Origin of the sequence: Rugosimonospora acidiphila, assembly GCF_039543385.1 — a bacterium.
Classification (GTDB): Bacteria; Actinomycetota; Actinomycetes; order Mycobacteriales; family Micromonosporaceae; genus Rugosimonospora; species Rugosimonospora acidiphila.
Genome location: NZ_BAABJQ010000007.1, coordinates 70,133 through 89,658 on the forward strand (window position 1 = coordinate 70,133; position 19,526 = coordinate 89,658).

Annotated in this window: 22 protein-coding genes and 1 pseudogene; 15 read left to right on the forward strand and 8 right to left on the reverse strand. The window is 70.1% G+C overall.

Annotation, left to right across the window (positions count from 1 at the left end; genetic code table 11):
* The first annotated feature begins 36 nt into the window (after positions 1–36).
* Positions 37–801: an SDR family oxidoreductase gene (locus ABEA87_RS14310; protein WP_345629729.1), complete on the forward strand. Its 765-nt coding sequence runs from the start codon at positions 37–39 to the stop codon at positions 799–801.
* Between the two features lie 41 nt (positions 802–842).
* Here the strand turns inward: ABEA87_RS14310 and ABEA87_RS14315 are convergent, their stop codons facing one another.
* The gene (locus ABEA87_RS14315) at positions 843–1,718 is read right to left on the reverse strand and encodes an alpha/beta hydrolase (protein WP_345629731.1); all 876 of its coding nucleotides are present in this window, start codon (positions 1,716–1,718) and stop codon (positions 843–845) included.
* 204 nt (positions 1,719–1,922) lie between these two features.
* On the opposite strand from ABEA87_RS14315, the gene ABEA87_RS14320 reads away from it, so the two are divergent.
* Positions 1,923–2,264, forward strand: a complete 342-nt coding sequence (locus ABEA87_RS14320; RefSeq protein WP_345629733.1) for a winged helix-turn-helix transcriptional regulator — start codon at positions 1,923–1,925, stop codon at positions 2,262–2,264.
* Here ABEA87_RS14320 and ABEA87_RS14325 read toward each other — a convergent pair.
* On the reverse strand, positions 2,249–3,418 hold the full coding sequence (locus tag ABEA87_RS14325) for a serine hydrolase domain-containing protein (RefSeq protein WP_345629735.1): 1,170 nt from the start codon (positions 3,416–3,418) through the stop codon (positions 2,249–2,251). The two genes, ABEA87_RS14320 and ABEA87_RS14325, sit on opposite strands and share 16 nt — an antisense overlap.
* 222 nt (positions 3,419–3,640) lie before the next feature.
* Here ABEA87_RS14325 and ABEA87_RS14330 point away from each other — a divergent pair, with 222 nt between their 5' ends.
* A complete protein-coding gene (locus tag ABEA87_RS14330) occupies positions 3,641–4,417 on the forward strand; it encodes a MerR family transcriptional regulator (protein WP_345629736.1) in 777 nt (258 codons plus the stop codon).
* 60 nt (positions 4,418–4,477) lie between these two features.
* Here the strand turns inward: ABEA87_RS14330 and ABEA87_RS14335 are convergent, their stop codons facing one another.
* The 5 genes from ABEA87_RS14335 to ABEA87_RS14355 all read right to left on the reverse strand — a co-directional run bounded on the left by ABEA87_RS14335 (position 4,478) and on the right by ABEA87_RS14355 (position 8,803).
* Positions 4,478–5,335, reverse strand: coding sequence for a TIGR03620 family F420-dependent LLM class oxidoreductase (locus ABEA87_RS14335; protein WP_345629737.1), 858 nt, complete (start codon positions 5,333–5,335; stop codon positions 4,478–4,480).
* Positions 5,336–5,379: 44 nt separating this feature from the next.
* Positions 5,380–6,129: a glucose 1-dehydrogenase gene (locus ABEA87_RS14340; RefSeq protein WP_345629738.1), complete on the reverse strand. Its 750-nt coding sequence runs from the start codon at positions 6,127–6,129 to the stop codon at positions 5,380–5,382.
* Positions 6,130–6,499: 370 nt separating this feature from the next.
* Positions 6,500–7,102, reverse strand: a complete 603-nt coding sequence (locus ABEA87_RS14345) for a TetR/AcrR family transcriptional regulator (protein ID WP_345629740.1) — start codon at positions 7,100–7,102, stop codon at positions 6,500–6,502.
* A gap of 91 nt (positions 7,103–7,193) precedes the next feature.
* Positions 7,194–7,847, reverse strand: a complete 654-nt coding sequence (locus ABEA87_RS14350) for a hypothetical protein (protein ID WP_345629742.1) — start codon at positions 7,845–7,847, stop codon at positions 7,194–7,196.
* A complete protein-coding gene (locus tag ABEA87_RS14355; protein WP_345629744.1) occupies positions 7,835–8,803 on the reverse strand; it encodes an ABC transporter ATP-binding protein in 969 nt (322 codons plus the stop codon). Before ABEA87_RS14355 ends, ABEA87_RS14350 begins: the two co-directional genes overlap by 13 nt.
* A 178-nt stretch (positions 8,804–8,981) precedes the next feature.
* On the opposite strand from ABEA87_RS14355, the gene ABEA87_RS14360 reads away from it, so the two are divergent.
* The 8 genes from ABEA87_RS14360 (at position 8,982) to ABEA87_RS14395 (ending at position 15,485) form a co-directional block, all read left to right on the forward strand.
* Positions 8,982–10,187 (forward strand): sensor histidine kinase, encoded by a 1,206-nt coding sequence (locus ABEA87_RS14360; RefSeq protein ID WP_345629746.1) that lies wholly within the window; start codon positions 8,982–8,984, stop codon positions 10,185–10,187.
* 17 nt (positions 10,188–10,204) lie between these two features.
* A complete protein-coding gene (locus ABEA87_RS14365; RefSeq protein ID WP_345629748.1) occupies positions 10,205–10,879 on the forward strand; it encodes a response regulator transcription factor in 675 nt (224 codons plus the stop codon).
* Between the two features lie 86 nt (positions 10,880–10,965).
* Positions 10,966–11,841 carry an MBL fold metallo-hydrolase gene (locus ABEA87_RS14370; protein ID WP_345629750.1) on the forward strand — a complete coding sequence of 292 codons (876 nt, stop codon included), beginning with the start codon at positions 10,966–10,968 and terminating at the stop codon, positions 11,839–11,841.
* Positions 11,838–12,302 carry a MarR family winged helix-turn-helix transcriptional regulator gene (locus ABEA87_RS14375; protein ID WP_345629752.1) on the forward strand — a complete coding sequence of 155 codons (465 nt, stop codon included), beginning with the start codon at positions 11,838–11,840 and terminating at the stop codon, positions 12,300–12,302. The genes ABEA87_RS14370 and ABEA87_RS14375 overlap by 4 nt, the downstream gene beginning before the upstream one ends.
* A 46-nt stretch (positions 12,303–12,348) precedes the next feature.
* On the forward strand, positions 12,349–12,783 hold the full coding sequence (locus tag ABEA87_RS14380) for an SRPBCC family protein (protein WP_345629755.1): 435 nt from the start codon (positions 12,349–12,351) through the stop codon (positions 12,781–12,783).
* A 283-nt stretch (positions 12,784–13,066) separates the two neighbouring features.
* A complete protein-coding gene (locus ABEA87_RS14385) occupies positions 13,067–13,360 on the forward strand; it encodes a DUF4193 domain-containing protein (RefSeq protein WP_345629757.1) in 294 nt (97 codons plus the stop codon).
* 280 nt (positions 13,361–13,640) lie between these two features.
* Complete coding sequence (locus ABEA87_RS14390; RefSeq protein ID WP_345629759.1) at positions 13,641–15,101, forward strand: DEAD/DEAH box helicase; 1,461 nt, start codon at positions 13,641–13,643, stop codon at positions 15,099–15,101.
* A 117-nt stretch (positions 15,102–15,218) separates the two neighbouring features.
* The gene (locus ABEA87_RS14395) at positions 15,219–15,485 is read left to right on the forward strand and encodes a hypothetical protein (protein WP_345629761.1); all 267 of its coding nucleotides are present in this window, start codon (positions 15,219–15,221) and stop codon (positions 15,483–15,485) included.
* 46 nt (positions 15,486–15,531) lie between these two features.
* On the opposite strand, the gene ABEA87_RS14400 is transcribed toward ABEA87_RS14395, so the two are convergent.
* Positions 15,532–17,013 carry an MFS transporter gene (locus tag ABEA87_RS14400; protein WP_345629762.1) on the reverse strand — a complete coding sequence of 494 codons (1,482 nt, stop codon included), beginning with the start codon at positions 17,011–17,013 and terminating at the stop codon, positions 15,532–15,534.
* Between the two features lie 588 nt (positions 17,014–17,601).
* Between ABEA87_RS14400 and ABEA87_RS14405 the strand changes: the two are divergent.
* The 4 genes and pseudogenes from ABEA87_RS14405 to ABEA87_RS14420 all read left to right on the forward strand — a co-directional run.
* Positions 17,602–17,706: pseudogene (locus tag ABEA87_RS14405) on the forward strand (NADH-quinone oxidoreductase subunit D-related protein); the annotation flags it as partial.
* A gap of 108 nt (positions 17,707–17,814) precedes the next feature.
* On the forward strand, positions 17,815–18,594 hold the full coding sequence (locus tag ABEA87_RS14410; protein WP_345629763.1) for an ArsR/SmtB family transcription factor: 780 nt from the start codon (positions 17,815–17,817) through the stop codon (positions 18,592–18,594).
* 14 nt (positions 18,595–18,608) lie between these two features.
* The gene (locus tag ABEA87_RS14415) at positions 18,609–19,049 is read left to right on the forward strand and encodes a hypothetical protein (protein WP_345629765.1); all 441 of its coding nucleotides are present in this window, start codon (positions 18,609–18,611) and stop codon (positions 19,047–19,049) included.
* Between the two features lie 42 nt (positions 19,050–19,091).
* Positions 19,092–19,226, forward strand: a complete 135-nt coding sequence (locus ABEA87_RS14420) for an SDR family oxidoreductase (RefSeq protein WP_425570885.1) — start codon at positions 19,092–19,094, stop codon at positions 19,224–19,226.
* Positions 19,227–19,526 lie beyond the last annotated feature (300 nt).

Consider the following 19,526-nt stretch of genomic DNA (forward strand, 5'->3'; position numbering starts at 1 on the left):
CTGGTAGTTACTAACAATAAGGGGGTAACTAACATCATGGGCGATCTGATCGGCAGGACGGCCCTGGTGACCGGCGCGTCGCGCGGCATCGGGCAGGCGATCGCGATCCGGCTGGCGGCGCGGGGAGCGGTCGTCATCGCGCACTTCGGCACGGACAAGGGCGGCGCGACGGCGACGGTCGACCAGATCGCGCGCGCCGGTGGAACGGCGCACGCGGTCGGCGCGCGACTGGGCGTGGACGGAGATGTCGAGACCCTGTTCGCGGGGGTCGAGGCCGGCCTGGCCGGGCGGCCGCTGGACATCCTCGTCAACAACGCGGCGGCGCCACCCGCGGGCCCGCTCGGCGCCACGACCCGGGCGGCGTTCGACCAGCTGTTCGCGGTCAACGTGCGAGCGCCGTACCTCATCATCGAGCGGGCCCTGCCCATGCTTCGCGACGGCGGCCGGATCATCACCATCTCGTCCGTGGCGACCCGGATGGCCAACGCCACCCAGACGTCGTTCGCCATGACCAAGGGCGCGGTCGAGACGATGACCCTGACGTTGGCCAACCAGCTCGGCGCCCGGGGCATCACCGTCAACGCGGTCGCGCCCGGCGCCACCCGGACGGCGAGCAACGGGGCGGTCTTCGAGACGCCGGGCCTGGCCGAGCTGATCACCGGGATGACGGCACTGGGCCGGCTCGGTGGGCCCGACGACGTCGCCGACGTGGTCGCGTTCCTCGCCTCCGACGCCGCCCGCTGGGTTACCGGGCAGGTCATCGACGCGAGTGGGGGTCTGTTCCTGGGTCCGCGCGCCTGACCACCAAGGCTCTCCCACAAGATCGAGCCGTCACGCACATATCATGCCGATGTGGTGGTGCCACCCAGGTGACGGTGCAGGAAGGTCGCGGCCGCGTCGGCGGCCTGTCTGACGTATGGCTCTACGTCGTAAAGATCGATGTGCTGTTCGGCGTCGAGCCAGCGAATCTCCTTCGGTCCTGTCGCGTCGGTGTAGAGCGACTCGGCGAGTTCCGGCGCGCAGTAGGCGTCGGCCCGGCCATGCACGATCTGCAGCGGGGTAGCGGTGAGCAGCGGCGCCGCGCCGAGCGCATCGAATGTCATGAGTGCGTGGAGCGAACCGTAGGTGACCCGGTTCTCCCAGTGCGCCGCCGCGGAACGCTGGGTGCCGTAATAGGCGAATGGCTCGTCGCCACCCATTGCCGCGCTGGCGCCGTCGGCGGCGACCGCGGGCAACTCCTCGTCGTAGCGCTCGATGAAGGAGGCGAGTGCCTGGCGATAGCCCACGGGGTCGCGCGCGCTGAACTGGGCAGGGCTGTTGTACGCGCCCGCGATGCCCACGACCGCGCGGATTCTCGGGTCGGTGGCGGCCGCCCGAACCGCGTAGCCGCCACCGAGACAGATCCCGACAACCGATAACCGGGCGGCGTCTACGGCCGGGTGCGCGGCAAGCAGGCTCACCGCCGCGCGTAGGTCGCTGAGCTTGCCCTGGCTGTCCTCGTGCGCACGACGCCCGCCACTCTCGCCGAAGCCGCGGTGGTCGAAGGCGAGCGTGGTCAGGCCACGCTCATGTAACCGCGCGGCGTACGTCCCGACGACCTGTTCTTTGACGCCCGTGAACGGCCCGGTCAGAACGACGGCGGGCGCCCCGGCGGCCACGGCGAGGTTGCCGACCAGCGTGACCCCGTCGGCGGTGAACGTGACACGCTCGGCGTTCACGCCGGCACCGTCTCGGTGGGCCATGCGCTGGCGGCGGTGTAGGTGTGGATGCGGTACTCGGAACTGCGGTCGTCCATGTCGGCCGTTCCTCTCAGCGTCTACTGTTGGTTCGACGCTAAGTCGCACGGCGCTCGTCGGGCAGAGGGCACTTCGCGGTGCCCTTCGACGAGCTCGGGCGGCCTCGTCCGATCCTCGGAGGTGCTCGTGTCGCTGGTCGTCCCAGACGTGCTGGAGGAGGGCTGCACGACGCGGCAGGCGATCGAGCGGCTTGCCTCGAAGTGGCGGGTCCTGCTCATCTACGCGCTGCTCGCCGGTCCCCAACGGCACGCCGAGTTGCGTCGCCGGGTCGCGGGGATCACCCAGAAGGTCCTGACCGAGACGCTGCGCGACATGGAGCGCGACGGCTTGGTCCAGCGACGGGTACTGAAGGAGACGGCGCCGCAGCACGTCGAGTACGCGCTGACCGCTTTGGGCAAGACGTTGCGGGAGCCGCTCGCCGCCATCTGCGCCTGGGCGACGGAGAACAGCGCTCAGCCCGTCGGCTGAGTCGGATCGGCCGCCCCGTCAGCCGATCCGGCCCGCCCGCCGCAGAACACCTCCTTGACGAGCCTGCGCTTCGCCTGCTCGAGCGCCCCGGCCATGGCGGCGAGGTCGAGCTCGGCGTCCCCGAAGGTCAGCGAGCCGGTCAGGGTCCTACCGCCGTCGGGCGTGCCGTACATCAGCGCCGCCCAGCCCCAGAGGCCGCCATTGTGATGGAGGATGGTGCCCCCGCGGTCCGTCTCCTCCACGAACAGCCCCAGGCCGTAGCGGTAGTCGCCGCTCTGGGGGTGCGGCGTGCGCATCTCGGCGAGCAGCGGGGCCGGAAGGAGCTTGCCGCTCATCAGCGCGGAGAAGAACGTGTGCAGATCCTCGGTGGTCGAAATCAGGTCACCGGCGGCGGACAGCACGGAGGGGTTCTGGCGGGTGGCGTCGACCGTCTTCCACTGGCCGGCATCCTGGTACTGGTAGTAGCCGTGGGCGTGCGGCTCGGGGACCTCCGGCGAGGCGCCCGGCACCGTGGTCCCCGACAGTCCGAGCGGCCGCAGGATCAGCCGCCGCAGCTCCTCGGCGTAGCGGTGGCCGGTGGCCTTCTCGATCAGCAGCTTGGCCAGCACGTAGTTGGTGTTGGAGTAGCTCCAGTCCGTGCCCGGCGCGAACCGCGCCGGCTTGGACAACGCCAACCGGACCAGCTCCTCGTCCTGGTAGGTGTGGAACTGGTTGTCCACCCACTCCTTGTCGATCGCGGGGATCCCCGGCGCGAACGTCCCGTCGTCGTAGACCTCGCCGACGAAGTTGAACACCCCGCTGGTGTGCTGCAGCAGCATCCGCACCGTGATCCGCCGGTCCAGCCCGTACTCGGGCAGGTAGTCATCCGCTGGGGCGTCCAGCCCGAGCGTGCCCTCGGCCACCAGCCGCAACACCACGGTCGCGGTGAAGGTCTTGGTGGTGCTGCCGATCCGGAACCGCCCGTTGGTCGGTGGCTTGGCGGGCTCGCCCAGCTTGCGCACCCCGGCGCTGCCGACCCACTCGCCCCGCTCATCGTGCACGCGCAGCTGCGCCCCGGCGAAACCGGCCTCGACAATCTCCTCGATGGCCTTGCGCAGCTTCGGGCGATCCTGCCCGGCGGCGCTGTCCGTGATGGTGCGGAGGGATTCGCGCACGGTGATTCCTCATCTCGCGATAGTGGGTGTTTGGCACCGGCCCCTTCGGGGCGGCCATGCGATGAGCGTGCACCCTGACCCAAGGTCAAGCTCAACTGATCCGCGCTACTCTCGCCCCTGTGATCGTCCGCAACCGATACCTCAAGGTGAGCGCGAAGGCCGCCCCCCACGATCTGGCGGCCCACGATCTGGCGGCCCACGATGTGGAGGTGCGCTGAGCCGATGGCAGACGGGCTCACGATCGGTCAGGCGGCGGCATTCGTCGGCGTCACGATCAAGACCGTGCGGCACTATCACCGCCTCGGACTGGTCCAGGAGCCGCGACGTGACGGTTCCGGCTATCGGCGGTACGGGTCGGCCGACCTGCTCCGGCTGGTCCAGGTCCGGACCCTGGCCGGGGCAGGCGTGCCGCTGGTCGAGATCGGTGACCTGCTCGACGCCGATCCCGAGCGGTTCGCCGCCGCGCTGGACGACGTCCACCATCGGCTCACCGAACGGATCGAGGACCTGATCGCGCGTCGCGACACGCTGCACCGGCTCGCCCACGGCGACCGGGTCCTGCTGCCCGACCGGGCCTGCGCGGTCCTGGACCGACTCGCTGACCTCGGCTTCGGCCCGGACTACGTGGCCACTCAACGGGAGGCGCTGGTGCTGGCCCGGGCGCTGATTCCGGCGGTCTTCGACAGTTTCCTGACCCGGCTCGAACACTCGCTCGACGATCCCGAGTTCGTCGAGCTGACCAAGCGCAGTTGCGATGCGATTTCCTGGAATCCGGGGGACCCGCGGATCGACGAGCTGGCGTCCGCACTGGCCGCCAAGCTGCTGGCCAACCGCACCCTGCTGGCAACGCCGAACGGGTTTCACCACCAGTCCGACGCCACCGCCCGGTACGGACTGGTCAACCACCACCGGGAAGACCAGGGGCCGTCCATCGTCCGGTTGAACGCGCTGGTCGAGGCGAATCTGCGCGCGGCCGGCATCGACCTGCCGCGACAGTGACATCCGCGCGACGCGACCCCCACGCGACGCGACCCCTGCCCTCCGGCGGGTTCAAGGCGCTCAGGAGGCGAGCGGGGCCAGTTCGCGCCACTGGCGCCGCGGCATGCGCGGGCCGGCGCCGACGACGTGGAGGCAGACGTGGTCGGCGCCGGCCTGGTGGTGTGCGTCGATGCGCGCGCCGATGGTCTGCACGTCTCCCCAGGCGACGACGCTGTCGATGAGGCGGTCGCTACCCCCGTTGGCCAGGTCCTCCTCGGCGAATCCCTGGCGGCGCAGGCTCCGGGCGTAGTGGTCCATGCCGAGGAACGTGCCGAGGAATTCGCGGGCCGCGGTGCGGGCCTTGTCGGGGTCGCGTTCGAGTACGACGGCCTGGTAGGGCGCGATGAGCGGGCCGTCGCCCAGCTGTTCTCTCGCCCCGGCCGAGTAATCCGGCGTGACCATGAACGGGTGAACGCCGGCGGTGCGTCGTCCGGCGAGTTCGGTCATCCTGGGGCCGAGTGCCGCCAGGAGCCGCTCCGCCGGGGGTACCGGCGCAGGGGCCCGGTCGAGTTCGTCGAGGTAGCTACCCATGTCCGCCAGTGGTCGGTATGGCTGTCCCGCGTGTCGTGCGGCGGCGGGGTCGCTGACGCCGAGGCCCAGCAGGTGCCGGCGGCCGTGGGCGTCCTGGAGGCGTGCGTGCCCTGCCGCCAGATCGGCGGCCTGGTGCCGCCACATGCTCGCGACTCCGATGGCCACCTTCGCCGTGCGCGTGGCCCGCAGCAGCCGCTGCGAGTCGCCGAGGATGTCGCCGCCCCCCAGGCCCGGTATCCACAGGGTTCCCCAACCCAGTTCGTCGAGCTCGGCCGCGGCGTCGGCGATTTCGTACGGATCGGCCATCCGCAGCTCGATACTCCAAATACCGGTCGATCCTAACCGCATTTCTCGGGTCCTCTCTTGTCCAGCGTGCGGGGGGTGAACGGCGGTCAGATCTGGTTGCGGCCGCCGTCGACGAACAGCTCGATGCCGGTGATGAAGCTGCTCTGATCCGAGGCGAGGAAGACAACGGCGCTGGCCACCTCGTCGGGGCGCCCGATACGTCCCAGCGGGATCGTGCTGGCCATGTAGGACTTGAGCTGGTCGGCCTGCTCCTGGTCGGGGGCGAGACCGTCGATCCCGGGGGTGTCGATGGTGCCGGGGCTGATGGCGTTGACCCGGATCGAGCGGCCCCTCAACTCCGCCGCCCAGGTGCGGGCGAAGGACCGTACGGCGGCCTTGGAGGCCGCGTACACGCCGAAGGCCTCGTTGCCGAGGGTGCCGGCGTTGGAGGACTGCAGGATGATCGACGCACCGTCGTTGAGCAGCGGCAAGGCCTTCTGGACCGTGAACAGCATGCCCTTGGCGTTGCGGCCGAACGTTTCGTCGAAGTGCTTCTCGGTGACCTGTTCCAGGGTGGAGAATTCGCCGCCGCCCGCGTTGGCGTACAGCACGTCGACTCGCCGGCCCTGCTTGGCCACGGTCTCGTAGAGCCGGTCCAGGTCGGCCAGGTTGGCGACGTCGCCGCGTACGCCGGTCGCGTGGTGGCCGATCCTGGCCACCGCGGCGTCGAGTGCGTCCTGCCGGCGACCGGTGATGTAGACGTGCGCGCCCTCTGCCGCGAAACGCTCCGCGGTGGCCAGGCCGATTCCGCTGGTGCCTCCGGTCACGATGGCCGTCTTGCCGTCGAACTGTCCCATGATGAGTGCTCCCTCTGTCTCTTATAGGCATGATTGGGCGGGTCGGCTGACGTCGTTTGTCGCTTTCATCCGCCCGATTCGGGCCTCGACTTGTTTTTTATCGAGCACTAAAAAACTACGTCCTGCGAAGGCTCGGCGTCAAGCGGGGTCGCGCGTGTCACTCCGCGGGCGCGCCACGCACCGGGCGCGTCACTCCGCGGGCGCCTCACCCCGCGGCACCTGATGGGTCGTCGCCTCTCACCGCACTCTCGCGGTGGGCGGTTGTGTGACGCGGGACTACCTGTTGCCGATTCCGGCCACGGCCATGGGTCGTGCCGTCACCCGGGAAAGCTGTTCAACCGGGGCCAGGGGAGAGGCCCGGGGCGTCCGCTCAGGCGTCTGCCCGCTGCGGCCAGGCGGTCATGGCCGTCTCCACGATCTGGTGCAGGTGTTCCCGGCTCGTTCCGCCGGCGGCCTGGACCGCGATGCCCTGGTAGATGGTGGTGAAGTAGCGCGCGAGACGGTCCGGATCGGTACCGGTCGGCAGTTCCCCGGAACTACGGGCCTGCCGCAACCGCTCGCGCAGGGCCGTTTCGCCGGCCGCCCGGCGTGCCACCAGTTCGTCGCGTGCGGCCTGGGCGCCGGGCGAACACGCCAGGGCGCCCTGCACCGTGATGCATCCGCGCGGGTGGTCCGGATCGGTCGTTGCGTCGGCGGCGCCGTGCAGGAGGGCCTCGACCGCCGCTCGCGCCGTCGGCTGGTCGAACGCCTCACGGATGTACCGGGCGGGGCCCTCGGCGTAGCGGTCGAGCACCTTGCTGAACAGCTGCTCCTTGTTCCCGAAGGCGTTGTAGAGGCTGGGCGCGTTGTTGATGCCCATCGCCTTCATGAGATCGGAGATCCCCGTGCCCTCATAACCCTGGCGCCAGAACACCTCCAGGGCCCGATCGAGGGCCAGGTCGCTGTCGAAGGCGCGCGGCCGTCCTCCTGCCATGATCGCCTCCGATGCCGGCCGGTATTGTAGTCACTACTAAAATACACCGTCATCAGCCATTTGCCGAAGACCGCCGCTGCCGCCCGGCCGGTCAGTCCCGCCGCACCGCGAAATACTGCGTCACGAGGGCGCTCGCCAGCGACAGGATGACGCAGACCGTCAGGTCCGCGGCGATCGGCAGCACCAGGTGGCCGGCGGGCCCGTCGCCGGACATCGACCGCAGCATGGGGTTGATCGGGGGTATCCGCACCAGCGGCAGGGCGAGCACCAACCCGAGTGCGAGGATCAGCGAGTACCCCGGACGCCCGACCACCAGGCGCGAGCAGAGCAGCCCGACCGCGATCCCGGCGAAGGCGCAGGCCAACTCCGCCTCCGCCCCGGTAACCAACCCGGCGCTGGTGATCACGTGATGACCGGACAGCAGCGGGAAGACCAGGCCCACCCCGGCCAGTACCACGCACACCAGGACCGCCAGACCGACCGACGCGGCGAGTACCCGGCGGGACCGGCCCGCGGCCGAGACCGTGATGGCCCGTTGTACGGGATCGTCGAGGTTGACGATCGTCACGGTGAGCCAGGTACCGCAGACCAGCAGCGCACCCGCGGACACCACGTACACGCCGGCCAGCGTCCCCTGGTCGTTGATCGTGAACGTGGCCAGCACGACAAGGTACAGCAGCGCCGGAGCCAGGTACCGCTGGCTGTGGATCAGGGACGCCAGCGCGTACCGGATCAGCGCGAGCACGCCGCACCCCCGTCCCGTGCCTCGCACCCGGCGGCGTCGCGCCGGACCTCCGCGACCGACCAGCCTGCGCGAAGCGCACGCAGCAGCAGGGCGTCACAGGCGTGGGCGGTTACCCGGATCCGGACACCACCCGCGACCGGCGTCAGGTCGACCACCCCGGGCAGGCCCGACCAGTCGACCTCGCGCGGCCTGGCCCGCCGCGGTGCGAACAGCACGACGCACGCGCTCGGAAGCGCCGTCCCGTCCTGCCCGCCGGGTGGACCGTCGGCCGGCTGCTGGCGCGACGCGGTCCGGTCCGCGTCCACGGGCCACCCGACGAGTTCCCGCGGGATCGTCCCGCCGCCGGCGACCGCCGTCACCCGGCCGGCCTGAATCGTGTACCTGTGGGCGGCATGTGCCCCGATGACCGACTCCCGGTGGTCGGTGAACACCACCGAGCCGCCAGCGTCGACCACCTCGGAGATGATCTCGCCGAGCACGCCGTGCGCCGCCGCGTCCAGCCCGGACCACGGCTCGTCGAGCACCAGCAACTGCGGCGCGATCATCAGTGCCTGAGCCAGTGCCACCTTCTGCGCGTTGCCCTTGGACAGGCCGCGAATCGGCGCCCGCGCCCCGCCCGCGAGTTCGAGCCGGTCCAGCAGTTCGGTTGCCCGGACCCGGGCGGTGGCGCCACGCAGGCCACGCACCCGGCCGAGGTGGGTGAGGTACTCGGTGGCCGAGAGCCGGTCGCCGGGCGGGAAGCGGTCCGGGACGTACCCGACGACCGGCGGCCGCCCGGACACCGTGCCCCTCGTCGGGCGCGACAGCCCGGCCAGGATCCGCAACAGGGTGGATTTGCCTGCACCGTTCGTCCCGGTGATCGCGACCGACTCCGCGGCGGGAACCTCCAGGCTGACGCCGGTCAGTACCCACCGGTTCGGTCCGTAGCGCTTGCTCACCGACTCCAGCCGAATCACGCCCACGAGGATCCCGGATCGGGCCGCCCCGCGCGTCTGACCAGCGCCCGAAATTCGGGGTCTGCCCGTGGTCGGAGTGGGCCGGCGAGTGCCGCCATGGGTCTGGCGACGGTCATAGGCCCGCGGTCATAGCCGGGCCTCGCGGGCGTGCTCACCGGCCCGTCGATACTGTTTTCGGGTGACGAACAACCTCGGCGCAGCCGCCGCGCACCCCTGGCGACTGAGCCGCCGAGACCTGGTCGCGCTGGATGCCGTCGCCGCGCTCGGGTACGTGCTGTTGCTGCTGTCCGCCGGTCGCGGCGGCCTCGTCGGGAACGCGCCGGCGTGGTCGCAACTCCTGATGATCGCCGGCATCGGGCTGCCGGTCGCGGTCCGGCGACTCTGGCCGGTACCGGTGTTCTGGCTCGTACTGGCGGCATCGATTCTGGCCGTGCCGCTACGCATCGGCGGATACCCGTTCGTCGCGGCGGCCTATGCCCTGTACCCGGTCGCGCTGACCCAGCCATCACCCCGCTGGGTACCAACCCGGGCCATCGGCGTGCTGACCGCCGTCGGTCTGCTCGCCGCCGTGCTGGCGCTGCCGCACTCGGCGACGCGGGCCGCGGCCGGTACCGCCCTGCTCGACGCCATGCTGCTGGGCAGCGCCTGGACCCTCGGGCACGCCGCGCGCGAGTGGCGGGCCGCCGCCGCGCGGTCGGCGGTGCGGCAGGCGGACCGGGCGGTCGCGGCAGAGCGGCTGCGCATCGCCCGGGAACTCCACGACATCGTCTCGCACAGCATCGGCCTCATCACGGTCAAGGCCGGCGTCGCCAACCATGTCCTGCACGACCACCCGGAGGAAGCGCACGACGCGCTGCGGGTGATCGAGGCCACCGGACGCAGCGCCCTGGGCGAGATGCGACGGCTCCTCGACGTTCTGCGGGCGGCCGGCTCCGGCGACGACACCAACGACCTGGCCCCGACCCCCGGGCTCGACGCGTTGCCGGCGCTGGCACGGCGAACGGCGCTGGCGGGCGTCCCGGTCGACCTGGAACTGGGCGACGTCGGCCGGCTGCCGCACGACGTCGAACTCTCCGTCTACCGGATCGTTCAGGAGGCCCTCACCAACGTGGTCAAGCACGCCGGGGCAGCGCACTGCCAGGTCCGGATAGGTACCGACGGTGACGCGGTCACCGTGGAGGTCACGGACGACGGGGAGCCCACCAGCCGCCCGGCGGACCATGGACGTACCACCGACGCGGGTGGGCGGGTCGGCCACGGACTGGTGGGCATGCGCGAACGGGTGTCGCTGTACGGCGGCGTTCTGGTCGCGGGGCCGCGTCCGGAGGGCGGGTTCGCCGTGCACGCCCGGTTGCCGTACCAGCCGGCTCCGGCGCTGCCGTGAGCCAGCAGGTACCTGCCGTGAGCCCGCCGGTACGGGTGCTCATCGCCGACGATCAGGCCCTGCTGCGCGGCAGCTTCCGGGTGCTGATCGAGACCGCGCCCGGCCTGACGGTGGTCGGCGAGGCCAGCACCGGCATCGAGGCCGTCGAGCTGACCCGGCAGGAGCGGCCCGACGTGCTGCTGATGGACATCCGGATGCCCGAAATGGACGGGGTGGAGGCCACCCGGCGAATCTGCGCCACCGCCCAGACCCCGCCCGCCCGCGTGCTCATCCTCACGATGTTCGACATCGACTCCTACGTGTACGCGGCGCTGCGCGCCGGAGCCAGCGGCTTCCTGCTCAAGGACACCCGACCGGCCGACCTCCTGGCGGCGATCCGGGTCATCGCCACGGGCGACGGCCTGCTGGCCCCGAGCGTCACCCGACGATTGATCGCCGAGTTCGTCAAGCGCGCCGAACCCGTACGACCGTTGTCCGGCGACCTCGGACGTCTCACCGAACGTGAGCGCGAAGTGCTCGTGCTGGTCGCACGTGGGCTGTCCAACGCGGAGATCGCCGAACGGCTGAGCCTCGGCATGGGCACCGTGAAGACGCACATGTCGAGACTGCTGGCCAAGCTGAAGGCGCGGGACCGGGCCCAGCTGGTCATCATCGCGTACGAAGGCGGGCTCATCACACCGTCCTCGCGATAGCTCCGACAGCGATGCTTGACAGCGGTGCCACCCTGGCGTCTAATTCGTGTCACGACATACATGTCGCGACATCTAAGGAGCTCGCCATGAGTCCGATCAACCGGGTCTCGGTCGTCAGCACCGGCACCGTCCAGATCCGTCCGCAGCACGTCGAGACGGACGGGACTCCGCTGTTGTGGTGGCTCAACACGTCACGCCGGTGGACCGAGCCCCGTCCGATCAACGTGTATGTCATCGAACACGACAACGGGCTGGTGCTGTTCGACCTCGGCCAGGATCGGCGCTCGGTCACCGACGCGGGGTACTTCCCCGGCGGCGCGGCTGGGCACATCTACCGCCGGCTGGCCAAGTTCGACATTCCCTCGGACGCGACGCTGACGGCCAGGCTCCGCCAACAGGGTTACGACATCGCGGACGTGCGGGTGGCCATCGTCTCCCACCTCCATCAGGACCACATCGGCGGCCTGCGGGAGTTGCCGAAGACGGCCCAGGTGCTGGTCAGCGCGGCGGAGTTCGCCGAGGTGGACAAGAGGCTCGCGGTCTTCGCCGGCCTGATGCGTGAGCATATCCACGTTCCGGACGTCCGGTGGAGCGCCGTCACCCCGCGGCGCGCCGAGGACCCCGCGATCGCGCCATTTACTCGCGCCCACGATGTCATGGGTGACGGGTCGCTGTTGCTGCTGCCCACCCCCGGGCACACGCCCGGTTCGATGTCGCTGCTGCTGCGCGGCGAGGGACTGCCGACGATGATGTTCGTCGGCGACCTCACCTACGACGTGCGGCTGCTGGCGGCCGACCGCATCCCCGGAGTCGGCGACGCGACCGGTCTGCACGACACCACCCGGCAGGTCAATCGGCTGGCGGCACGGTATCCGGGCATGCCGATCCTCGCCGCCCACGACCCGGCCGCCGACTCGCTCCTGACGACGGCGTTGCGACAGCACGAGACGGTGGGCGCGTGAGAGCGGCGGAGCAGCTTCGCTACCTGATCCTCGCGGCTCAACGAGAAGGCAACCGTCGGCTGACCGCGATGATGTCTGAGCTCGGTGTGACGCCGGCGCAGTCTGAGGCATTGCGCATCATCGCGGATCACGGCCCGCTCGCTCTGCGAGAACTCGGTGACATGCTGGTGTGCGACACCGGTACGAGTCCGAGCCGAATCGTGGACCGACTCGTCGCCGCGGGCTTCGTGGAGAGAACCACCGGCGAACACGACCGCCGGCAGGTCAGACTCGCGCTCACGCCACAAGGCCGCGACAAGGCCGATCGTGTCGCCGAGGTTGAAAACCGGCTCTACGACCTGATCGACCGTGCCAGTGAGGGAACGGATACCGATGCGGTCATCGAGTTCCTCCACGCATTCACCCGACAATCACCAGCCGGGCTTGCCCTCGCGAACCGCCTCGCCGCCGAGAAAGGGTAAACACAGTGACGGCTTCATTGAACGAGGCATACCCCGGGACAACCCGATGACCTTTCAGCTGAGCCTTGACATCACCGCCCCGCCCGCCGAGGTATTCGAATTCGTCGCGGACTTCACGACCATGCCGCAGTGGTATTCCGCGGTGCGACGGGTGCGTCGGGTCGATGGCACCGGCGGTCCCGGGACGCGTTACGCGGTGTACCGGGAACTCGCCGGCGGAACCGCTCTCAACGATGTGGGGATCACCAGCTATGCGGACGGCGAAGAGGTCACCTTCACGTCCCTGAGCGGTCCGACCCCGTTCGCCTACCGCTACCACGTCCAACCCATCCCGGGCGCGACGCGACTCACCCTCGACGGCACGATCAAGGCGACCGGGCTCCCGGGGCCGGCCGCGCTGCTCGGACCGCTGGCGGAGGGGTTCTTCAAACGCGGGATGCGAGACAACCTCGGCACGCTGAGGAGAATCCTGGAGCGGTAGCGGCTCTCCGCCCTGCCAACCGCGCCCGCCCGCAACAACTGCTTCGGGCCGCGGCGACTCCACCGCCCCCCGCGCCGCCGGTGGCGGTAAGATCGTGGGTGGCTCCGGGTAGGGGCGGGTGACGCCCACAGTAATCGGCCGTGGGTGTCGGCCAGTACCTGGAGGTGGACGCCGGGGATTTCCTCGCCGTTCGTGTGCCCGCTCACGCTGTTCGGAGAGCGGGAACAATGCGGGGGCAGTTGGCGTTTCGGGAGCGATACAACCTCGGGAGGATGATGCCACGATGGCGACCACCGACTACGACGCTCCACGGCGCCCCGTCGTCGAGCTTGAAGATGACAGCCTGGAGCAACTGCAGGCGCAGCGGGCCGCGGCGCAGTCGCCGACGGTAGACGTCGACGAGCCGGACGGGGATTTTGAGCTGCCCGGGGCGGACCTGTCAGACGAGGAATTGACGGTGTCCGTGGTGCCGATGCGGTCTGACGAGTTCCGTTGCGACAGCTGCTTCCTGGTCCACCACCGCAGCCAACTCGTCGTGCACGGCTCCGGCCGCAGGCTGTGCCGGGACTGCGCGTAGGACCGCCGACGGCTCTGGCCCCGTACGGGGCCGGCGCCCGAAGCCGAGAAAGTGACGGAGGCCACAGCTCGTACCACGGATAGGTGGGCGAATCTGGCGCTTAAGTCCCTTATGTCCCCCCTCATAGGGGTTGCATTTCGCTGGTCAGCGAGGCGGCGGGTATAGTTTGACTGAGCGGTCCGCGCCGGTGCGCCCGGGCCACCTGAGATGTCGTCCCCCGCGCTGCGGCTCCTGGCAGCCTGCACCAGCTGCGACGACCCCTTCCACGTTCGGAGAACCGATGGCGGCACGCCGCCCCCAAAACACCAACTCCTCAACGGCCGCCGCCACGGCGACCTTCGACGCGCTCGGGGTGCCCACCCCGCTGATCGCGGCGCTCAAGGCGCGCGACATCACCACCCCCACTCCCATCCAGGCCGCGACGCTGCCCGACACGCTTGCCGGGCGCGACGTGCTTGGCCGGGGCAAGACGGGTTCCGGCAAGACCTACGCCTTCCTGCTTCCGGTGCTGGCCCGGTTGGCCGCAACCCGCGCGCCGCGTCGGCCCGGGCGTCCGCGGGCTCTGATCCTGGCCCCGACCCGCGAGCTGGCCACCCAGATCCAGGAGTCGATGGCCCCGCTGGCCCAGGCGCTGTCGCTGGTCAGCCTGGCCGTGTTCGGCGGGGTCGCCCCAAGGCCGCAGATCTCGCGCCTACGCGCTGGGGTGGACGTGCTGGTGGCCTGCCCAGGCCGGCTGGCCGACCACCTGGCCGCCGGCCACGCCAACCTCGACGCGGTGGAGATCACCGTGCTCGACGAGGCGGACCACATGGCGGACCTGGGCTTCCTGCCGGTCGTGCGCCGGCTGCTCGACGCGACGCCGCGCACCAGCCAACGGCTGCTGTTCTCGGCGACCCTCGACGCCGGCATCGACACGCTGGCCAAGCGGTACCTGAACCGGCCGGTCACGCACAGCGTCGACGCGCCTCGCGCGACGGTCACCGCGATGTCGCACCACGTCCTGCACGTGCGCCCCGACGATCGCCTTCCGGTGCTCGTCGACCTGACCGCCGCACCTGGCCGCACGCTGGTGTTCACCCGCACCAAGCACCGCGCCAAGTCGCTGACCCGCCAGCTCGTCGCGGCCGGCGTACCGGCGGTGGAGCTGCACGGCAACCTGGCTCAGAACGCCCGCAGCCGTAACCTGACCGCCTTCGCCAACGGCACCGTGCAGACCCTGGTGGCCACGGACATCGCGGCGCGCGGTATCCACGTCGACGACATCACCCGGGTCATCCACGCCGACCCGCCGGCCGAACACAAGGCATACCTGCACCGCTCCGGCCGCACCGCCCGGGCTGGCGCGACCGGCACCGTGATCACCCTCATGACCGACGACCAGACCGGTGAGGTGCGCGCGCTGACCCGCAGCGCCGGCATCACACCCGCCACCACGCGGCTGGGCCCCGGTCACCCGCTGCTCAGCCAGCTCGCCCCCGGACAGCGCTCGTTCGTCGCGCCCCCGCCGGCAAACCCGACCCCGCCGGCTCCGGCACGAAAGCGGGCGGATGCCGACACACCGCGCCGCGGCCGGACAAGTCGAAACAGCGCGGCGCGGGCCCACTCGCCGCGCGGCGGCTCCGGGCAGCAGGCCGGTGAGCGTGGCGGTTCGGGTGCCACCACGGCCACGGCCCCAGCCCGGCAGGGTGGCGCGGCGGCCTTCTCCGCCCGCAGCCGGGCGGGAGTCCGCCGCGGCCGCTGACGGCACAGTCCGGCGCTCGGTTCTTCATCGGCCAAGACGCGTGTCAATTGTCCCGGCACTCGCTCCTGCCCGATCTTGACCGTTCGTGTGCGGTGCTCATCGGGTATAGCGACGATGGTGGGCGCCGATGCGCTCACGTCAGCGGGTGCCCGTCAGGCGTTTAACGGGCGGTGCACCCAGGTACTGATCAATCCCGCGCTTTCGACCGACACATTCGATGCCGTCCAATCGGCGGCCAGCGATGCCTCGGACGTTCTGCTGCTTCATTACTCGGGACGCGGTGCCTGGCGCGAGCAGTTCGTGACTCCCGCGATGGCCTGTTCGTATCGAAAGCGTGCGCTACCGGCACACGGCGGAGTCGTCGAATACTCGTTCTGGTCCTGACGACCCGACAGCCGACGCCCGCTTCTTCACGCTGACCACCGGTGTGTCATGCCTTCGGCGTCTCGGGCGGTGATCCCCCGGCGCGGCGGCGGAGCGCGGCCAGCAGTGGCGGGGAGTGCCACGCCGAGTCGCCGCCGAACCAGCGCGGCAGGGCGGGGGTCGGTGGACGTACTCCGCCGAGTACGTAGAGCGAGATGGCCAGCAGCGTCCCACCGACGGAAATGCCGAGGCAGACCCAGAGGCCGGTTCGGATGCCGTCGGCCGTGCGGCTCGACACGGTCGTGGCGATGTACAGCAGGATAGGTGTGACCATGAACGCGGCCACCGCTCGCAGCAACTCGACGATGGCGAACACCCGTTGCAGGGCGATGTTGCGCAGCGAGAAACCGGCGATGAACAGGGCCGGCGTCACCGAGGCGCCGACGCCGAGGCCGATCAGTGCCGTTCCGATCAGCGTCACGGCGGTGCTGGGCGGGACGGAGGCGGCGACGATGGCGATTCCCGCGCTGAGGCAGATCATCCCGGCCAGTGCGAAGTAGTGCAGCGCTCGGGTGGTGAACACGGCCGCGAACACGATAGCGGTGATCACCGCTCCGGCGAACTCGGGCAGGAAGAGTAGTCCGAGTCGCAGGGGCGAGAACCGATCCTGGAGTAGGACGCCGATCAACGCGATCGCGGAGATGGATGCGGCCGCCGCGGACATGGCACCCACGACGCCAGCCACCGGCAGCGTGCTGGTCATGGGGCGCACGCTCAGCAGTGGGCGCTTGGTGCGGTCCTGCTGGATCAGCATGATGACGATGAGCGCGAGGCCCCCCGTCAGCGGCGCGAGAGTGGAGGCGTCCAGGGACTGGTGGATCAGCAGTTGTGTGGCGCCATAGAACGCGGCCACACAGCCGGTTGACGCCAGTCCCACGGCGACGGGAGAGCGGGTGGCCGTGGGCTCCGCCGGCGGCACGTCCTGGAAGGTCAGCACGACCAGTAGCAGCGCCACGCCGGCGATACCCGCGATTATCCAGAACAGTGGCCGCCAACCGTTGGCCTCGGCCTGGATGCCCCCGATCAGCGGGCCCAGCGCGACCCCTCCGAAAATCGACAGGTTCAGGATCACCGCCGTCGGGCGTACCTTGCCTGGCGGGAACCCCGTGACCAACGGGGGTACGGCGGCGATCAGCAGGAGGCTGGTGCACAGGCCCTGCAGGATGTGACCGGAAATGAACAGGGCCGGCCCGTTGGCCGCTGCCGCGAGTACGGAGCCGATGACCAGGACGGTGGCGTATACGACCAGCAATCGGCGCTGGGGCAGGTGCTGGGCGAGTTGCACCGACAGCACGGTGCCCAACGCGTAGCCCGCGTTCGCCAGGCCGCCCGCCAGATTGATCTGCGAGTTGGTCATGTGCAGCTGCTGGCTGATGATGGGCATCACCGGTTGCAGCGCCGCCGACAGCACGAGGTACGGGGTCAGGGCCAAGACGACCATGAGCGCGACCGCCGGGTATCGGCCGGCCAGCGGTCCCCGCTCCCTCATTTCGATAGCTCCACTCGCGGGTGCGAGCCGGCGGTGAGGGCATTACCGGAGGCCGCGGCGCGGTGGTTCATCGCTGGGCGATCATGATCGATCTTCCAGCCCATCGTGTTCTCCTTGCGGTGTGAGAGGGGCTCCCTCGTTATCCGCTGTAGGCAGCCTCGACTCGTGCGAGCGTGGATTGTGGCGCCGTCCGCGTCGCGCGCCGGCGGTTCCCGCGAGGTTGGTGACGGATTCCCCGATCCGTGCCGCCGCGCCGATCGCGATGCTGGGACGGGGCCGACCCGGCCACCCCAGGCAGACGACATGGCGGCCACAGTTGCTGGCCGTAGTTCATACGCCGTAGTTCATACAGTTGTCACCGGCGCGGGCGTTCGACTCAAGCTACCTTGCGGGGCGACTCGTCCGGGCGGCATTGCGACGCGACCAATCGTGCGAGGCCAACGGCGGATCCCAGCCCTGCCCGCGCTGGCGGTCGCGCCGCGCCACCGGAGCGCACCGCCGAATTGAGCGGGGCCGTCGCGGTCGCGGTGACCGGCCTGGTCGGCTCACGCCGGCTACCGCACCGCTGACCTCGATGACGCTCGGCTCGTCAACCTGCAGGCCATCCCCGCGATGGCCGAGGGTGCTTTGCTGGCCGACGTGATCGCCGGGGGAGCTTCGTTGGACCCGGTGATGGGCGGCTGCGACCGCTGAGGAACCGGCGGCCGGGACACCGCTCGTAGCACGCGATCAACTCCGCGCGCCTGGCTGCGGAACTTCGGGTTTGACATTAGGCAGGTAAACACCTGCATAATGTCAGGCGTGAGCGAGACGGAGCTGATCTTCAAGGCGCTGGCCGACCCGACCAGGCGGCTCCTGCTGGACCGCCTCCGCGAACGCAACGGTCAGACGCTGCGCGAACTCTGCGAGCAACTGGCCATGGCCCGTCAATCGGCCACCCAGCATCTCGACCTCCTGGTGAGGGCCGACCTCGTCACCGTCGTGCGGCGGGGGCGGGAGCGCCTGCACTACCTGAATCCGGCGCCGATCCATGAGATCGAGCGGCGCTGGATCTCTGTCTTCGACAAGCCGCGCCTGCAGGCACTCAGCGCGATCAAACATCAAGCAGAGGAGTACGCCATGACCTCCGTGCCGACATACGTGTACGTCACCTACATCCACGCCACCGCCGAGCAGGTATGGCGAGCGCTCACCGACGCCGACCTGACGGCACGGTTCTGGGGCCACGCCAACGTCTCCGACTGGCAGCCCGGCTCGGCGTGGGAGCACCGGCGCGCCGACGGATCGGGTGTCGTCGACGTCGTGGGCAAGGTGCTCGCCGCCGAGCCGCCAACGCGCCTGGTCATCACCTTCGAGGACAGCCCGGACGAGGAGCGGGAGGCGTCGGCGGTCACGTTCCTCGTCGAGCCGCACGAGGACATCGTGCGCCTCACGGTGACCCACGAGAACCTCCCCAACCTCGACATGTTCAACGGCATCTCGAACGGCTGGCCGGCCGTTCTGTCGAACCTGAAGTCCCTGCTGGAGACCGGCGACGTGCTTCCGCAGTCGCCGTGGGAAATGTCCGCCGCACACGCCTGAGAGAAGTCGATCCAATGGACACCAAATCGCTCCTGCATGCCTACGACGCGCTGCTGGCCGCCGAGCCGCGCGCCGTGCCGCCGCCCGGCGAGTGGAACACCGAGCAGATCCTGGCCCACGTCTGTCTCATCGGCGCGGCCACCATCAGCACCGTTGCCGCGGTCACCTCCGGGGCGATCTCGACGTACGACAACCGTCCGTCCCAGGACCCGTGGACCCTGAACCGGGTCATCGTGCTCGCGGGCGGTGAGGCGGGCCTGCGAGAGCGCATCGGCGCGCAGGGGGAGGCGCTGCACGCCCTCGCCGCGGTGCTGAGCGAGGCCGAGCTCGCCACGAAGGTACCGGCGCTGCTGTTGTCCAACGGCACGTGCCTGGTGGACCAGCCGCTGACGCTGGGGGACATCCTCACCGGCCTCGCCGACGTGGAACTGCCCGGGCACGCCAAGCAGCTCTAGCGAGGCGACGCGGAGTCCGATCGCCGCCAGACGGTCGCGCGTTTGTCGACGAGGCTTTCCCTCGGTCATTTCGCGGCACCAGCCCAGGTGGCCGCCGCGGTGGCGTTCCTCGCCAGCCCGGACGGGCGGTACGTCACCGGCGCGACGATTAACGTCGATGGTGGTTTCACCGCCTGATCGTCGAACATCGCCGTACTCTCGCGGTTCGCATGGCTACGGCCCGTCTCTGTGCACCCCACGGCGGACGGGCCGTAGCTTTCCCGGCCGTTCGAGTCGCGAGCCGCCAGAGGCTCGAAATCCGAACCGCAGATTTCAGAGGTGGTTTGTCGGATGGGCTGAGGCGCCGCGAGCGGGCATATGTCCCGGTGGGCTCTTCATCGGTCCGCCGAAGTAACGGGCTCCGCCCGGTCGAGCCATCCCGCCACCGTGACCCCGCCGATGAGGGGTGGCTCGACCGGGCGAGGCAGGACTGCCGTA

Bases quoted from the DNA above. Each gene is read 5' to 3' on its own strand.
- ABEA87_RS14310 (WP_345629729.1), top strand. From the start codon at position 37: ATGGGCGATCTGATCGGCAGGACGGCCCTGGTGACCGGCGCGTCGCGC.
- ABEA87_RS14330 (WP_345629736.1), top strand. From the start codon at position 3,641: ATGGCAGACGGGCTCACGATCGGTCAGGCGGCGGCATTCGTCGGCGTC.
- ABEA87_RS14335 (WP_345629737.1), bottom strand. From the start codon at position 5,335: ATGCGGTTAGGATCGACCGGTATTTGGAGTATCGAGCTGCGGATGGCC.
- ABEA87_RS14340 (WP_345629738.1), bottom strand. From the start codon at position 6,129: ATGGGACAGTTCGACGGCAAGACGGCCATCGTGACCGGAGGCACCAGC.
- ABEA87_RS14345 (WP_345629740.1), bottom strand. From the start codon at position 7,102: ATGGCAGGAGGACGGCCGCGCGCCTTCGACAGCGACCTGGCCCTCGAT.
- ABEA87_RS14370 (WP_345629750.1), top strand. From the start codon at position 10,966: ATGAGTCCGATCAACCGGGTCTCGGTCGTCAGCACCGGCACCGTCCAG.
- ABEA87_RS14380 (WP_345629755.1), top strand. From the start codon at position 12,349: ATGACCTTTCAGCTGAGCCTTGACATCACCGCCCCGCCCGCCGAGGTA.
- ABEA87_RS14385 (WP_345629757.1), top strand. From the start codon at position 13,067: ATGGCGACCACCGACTACGACGCTCCACGGCGCCCCGTCGTCGAGCTT.
- ABEA87_RS14390 (WP_345629759.1), top strand. From the start codon at position 13,641: ATGGCGGCACGCCGCCCCCAAAACACCAACTCCTCAACGGCCGCCGCC.
- ABEA87_RS14400 (WP_345629762.1), bottom strand. From the start codon at position 17,013: ATGAGGGAGCGGGGACCGCTGGCCGGCCGATACCCGGCGGTCGCGCTC.
- ABEA87_RS14415 (WP_345629765.1), top strand. From the start codon at position 18,609: ATGGACACCAAATCGCTCCTGCATGCCTACGACGCGCTGCTGGCCGCC.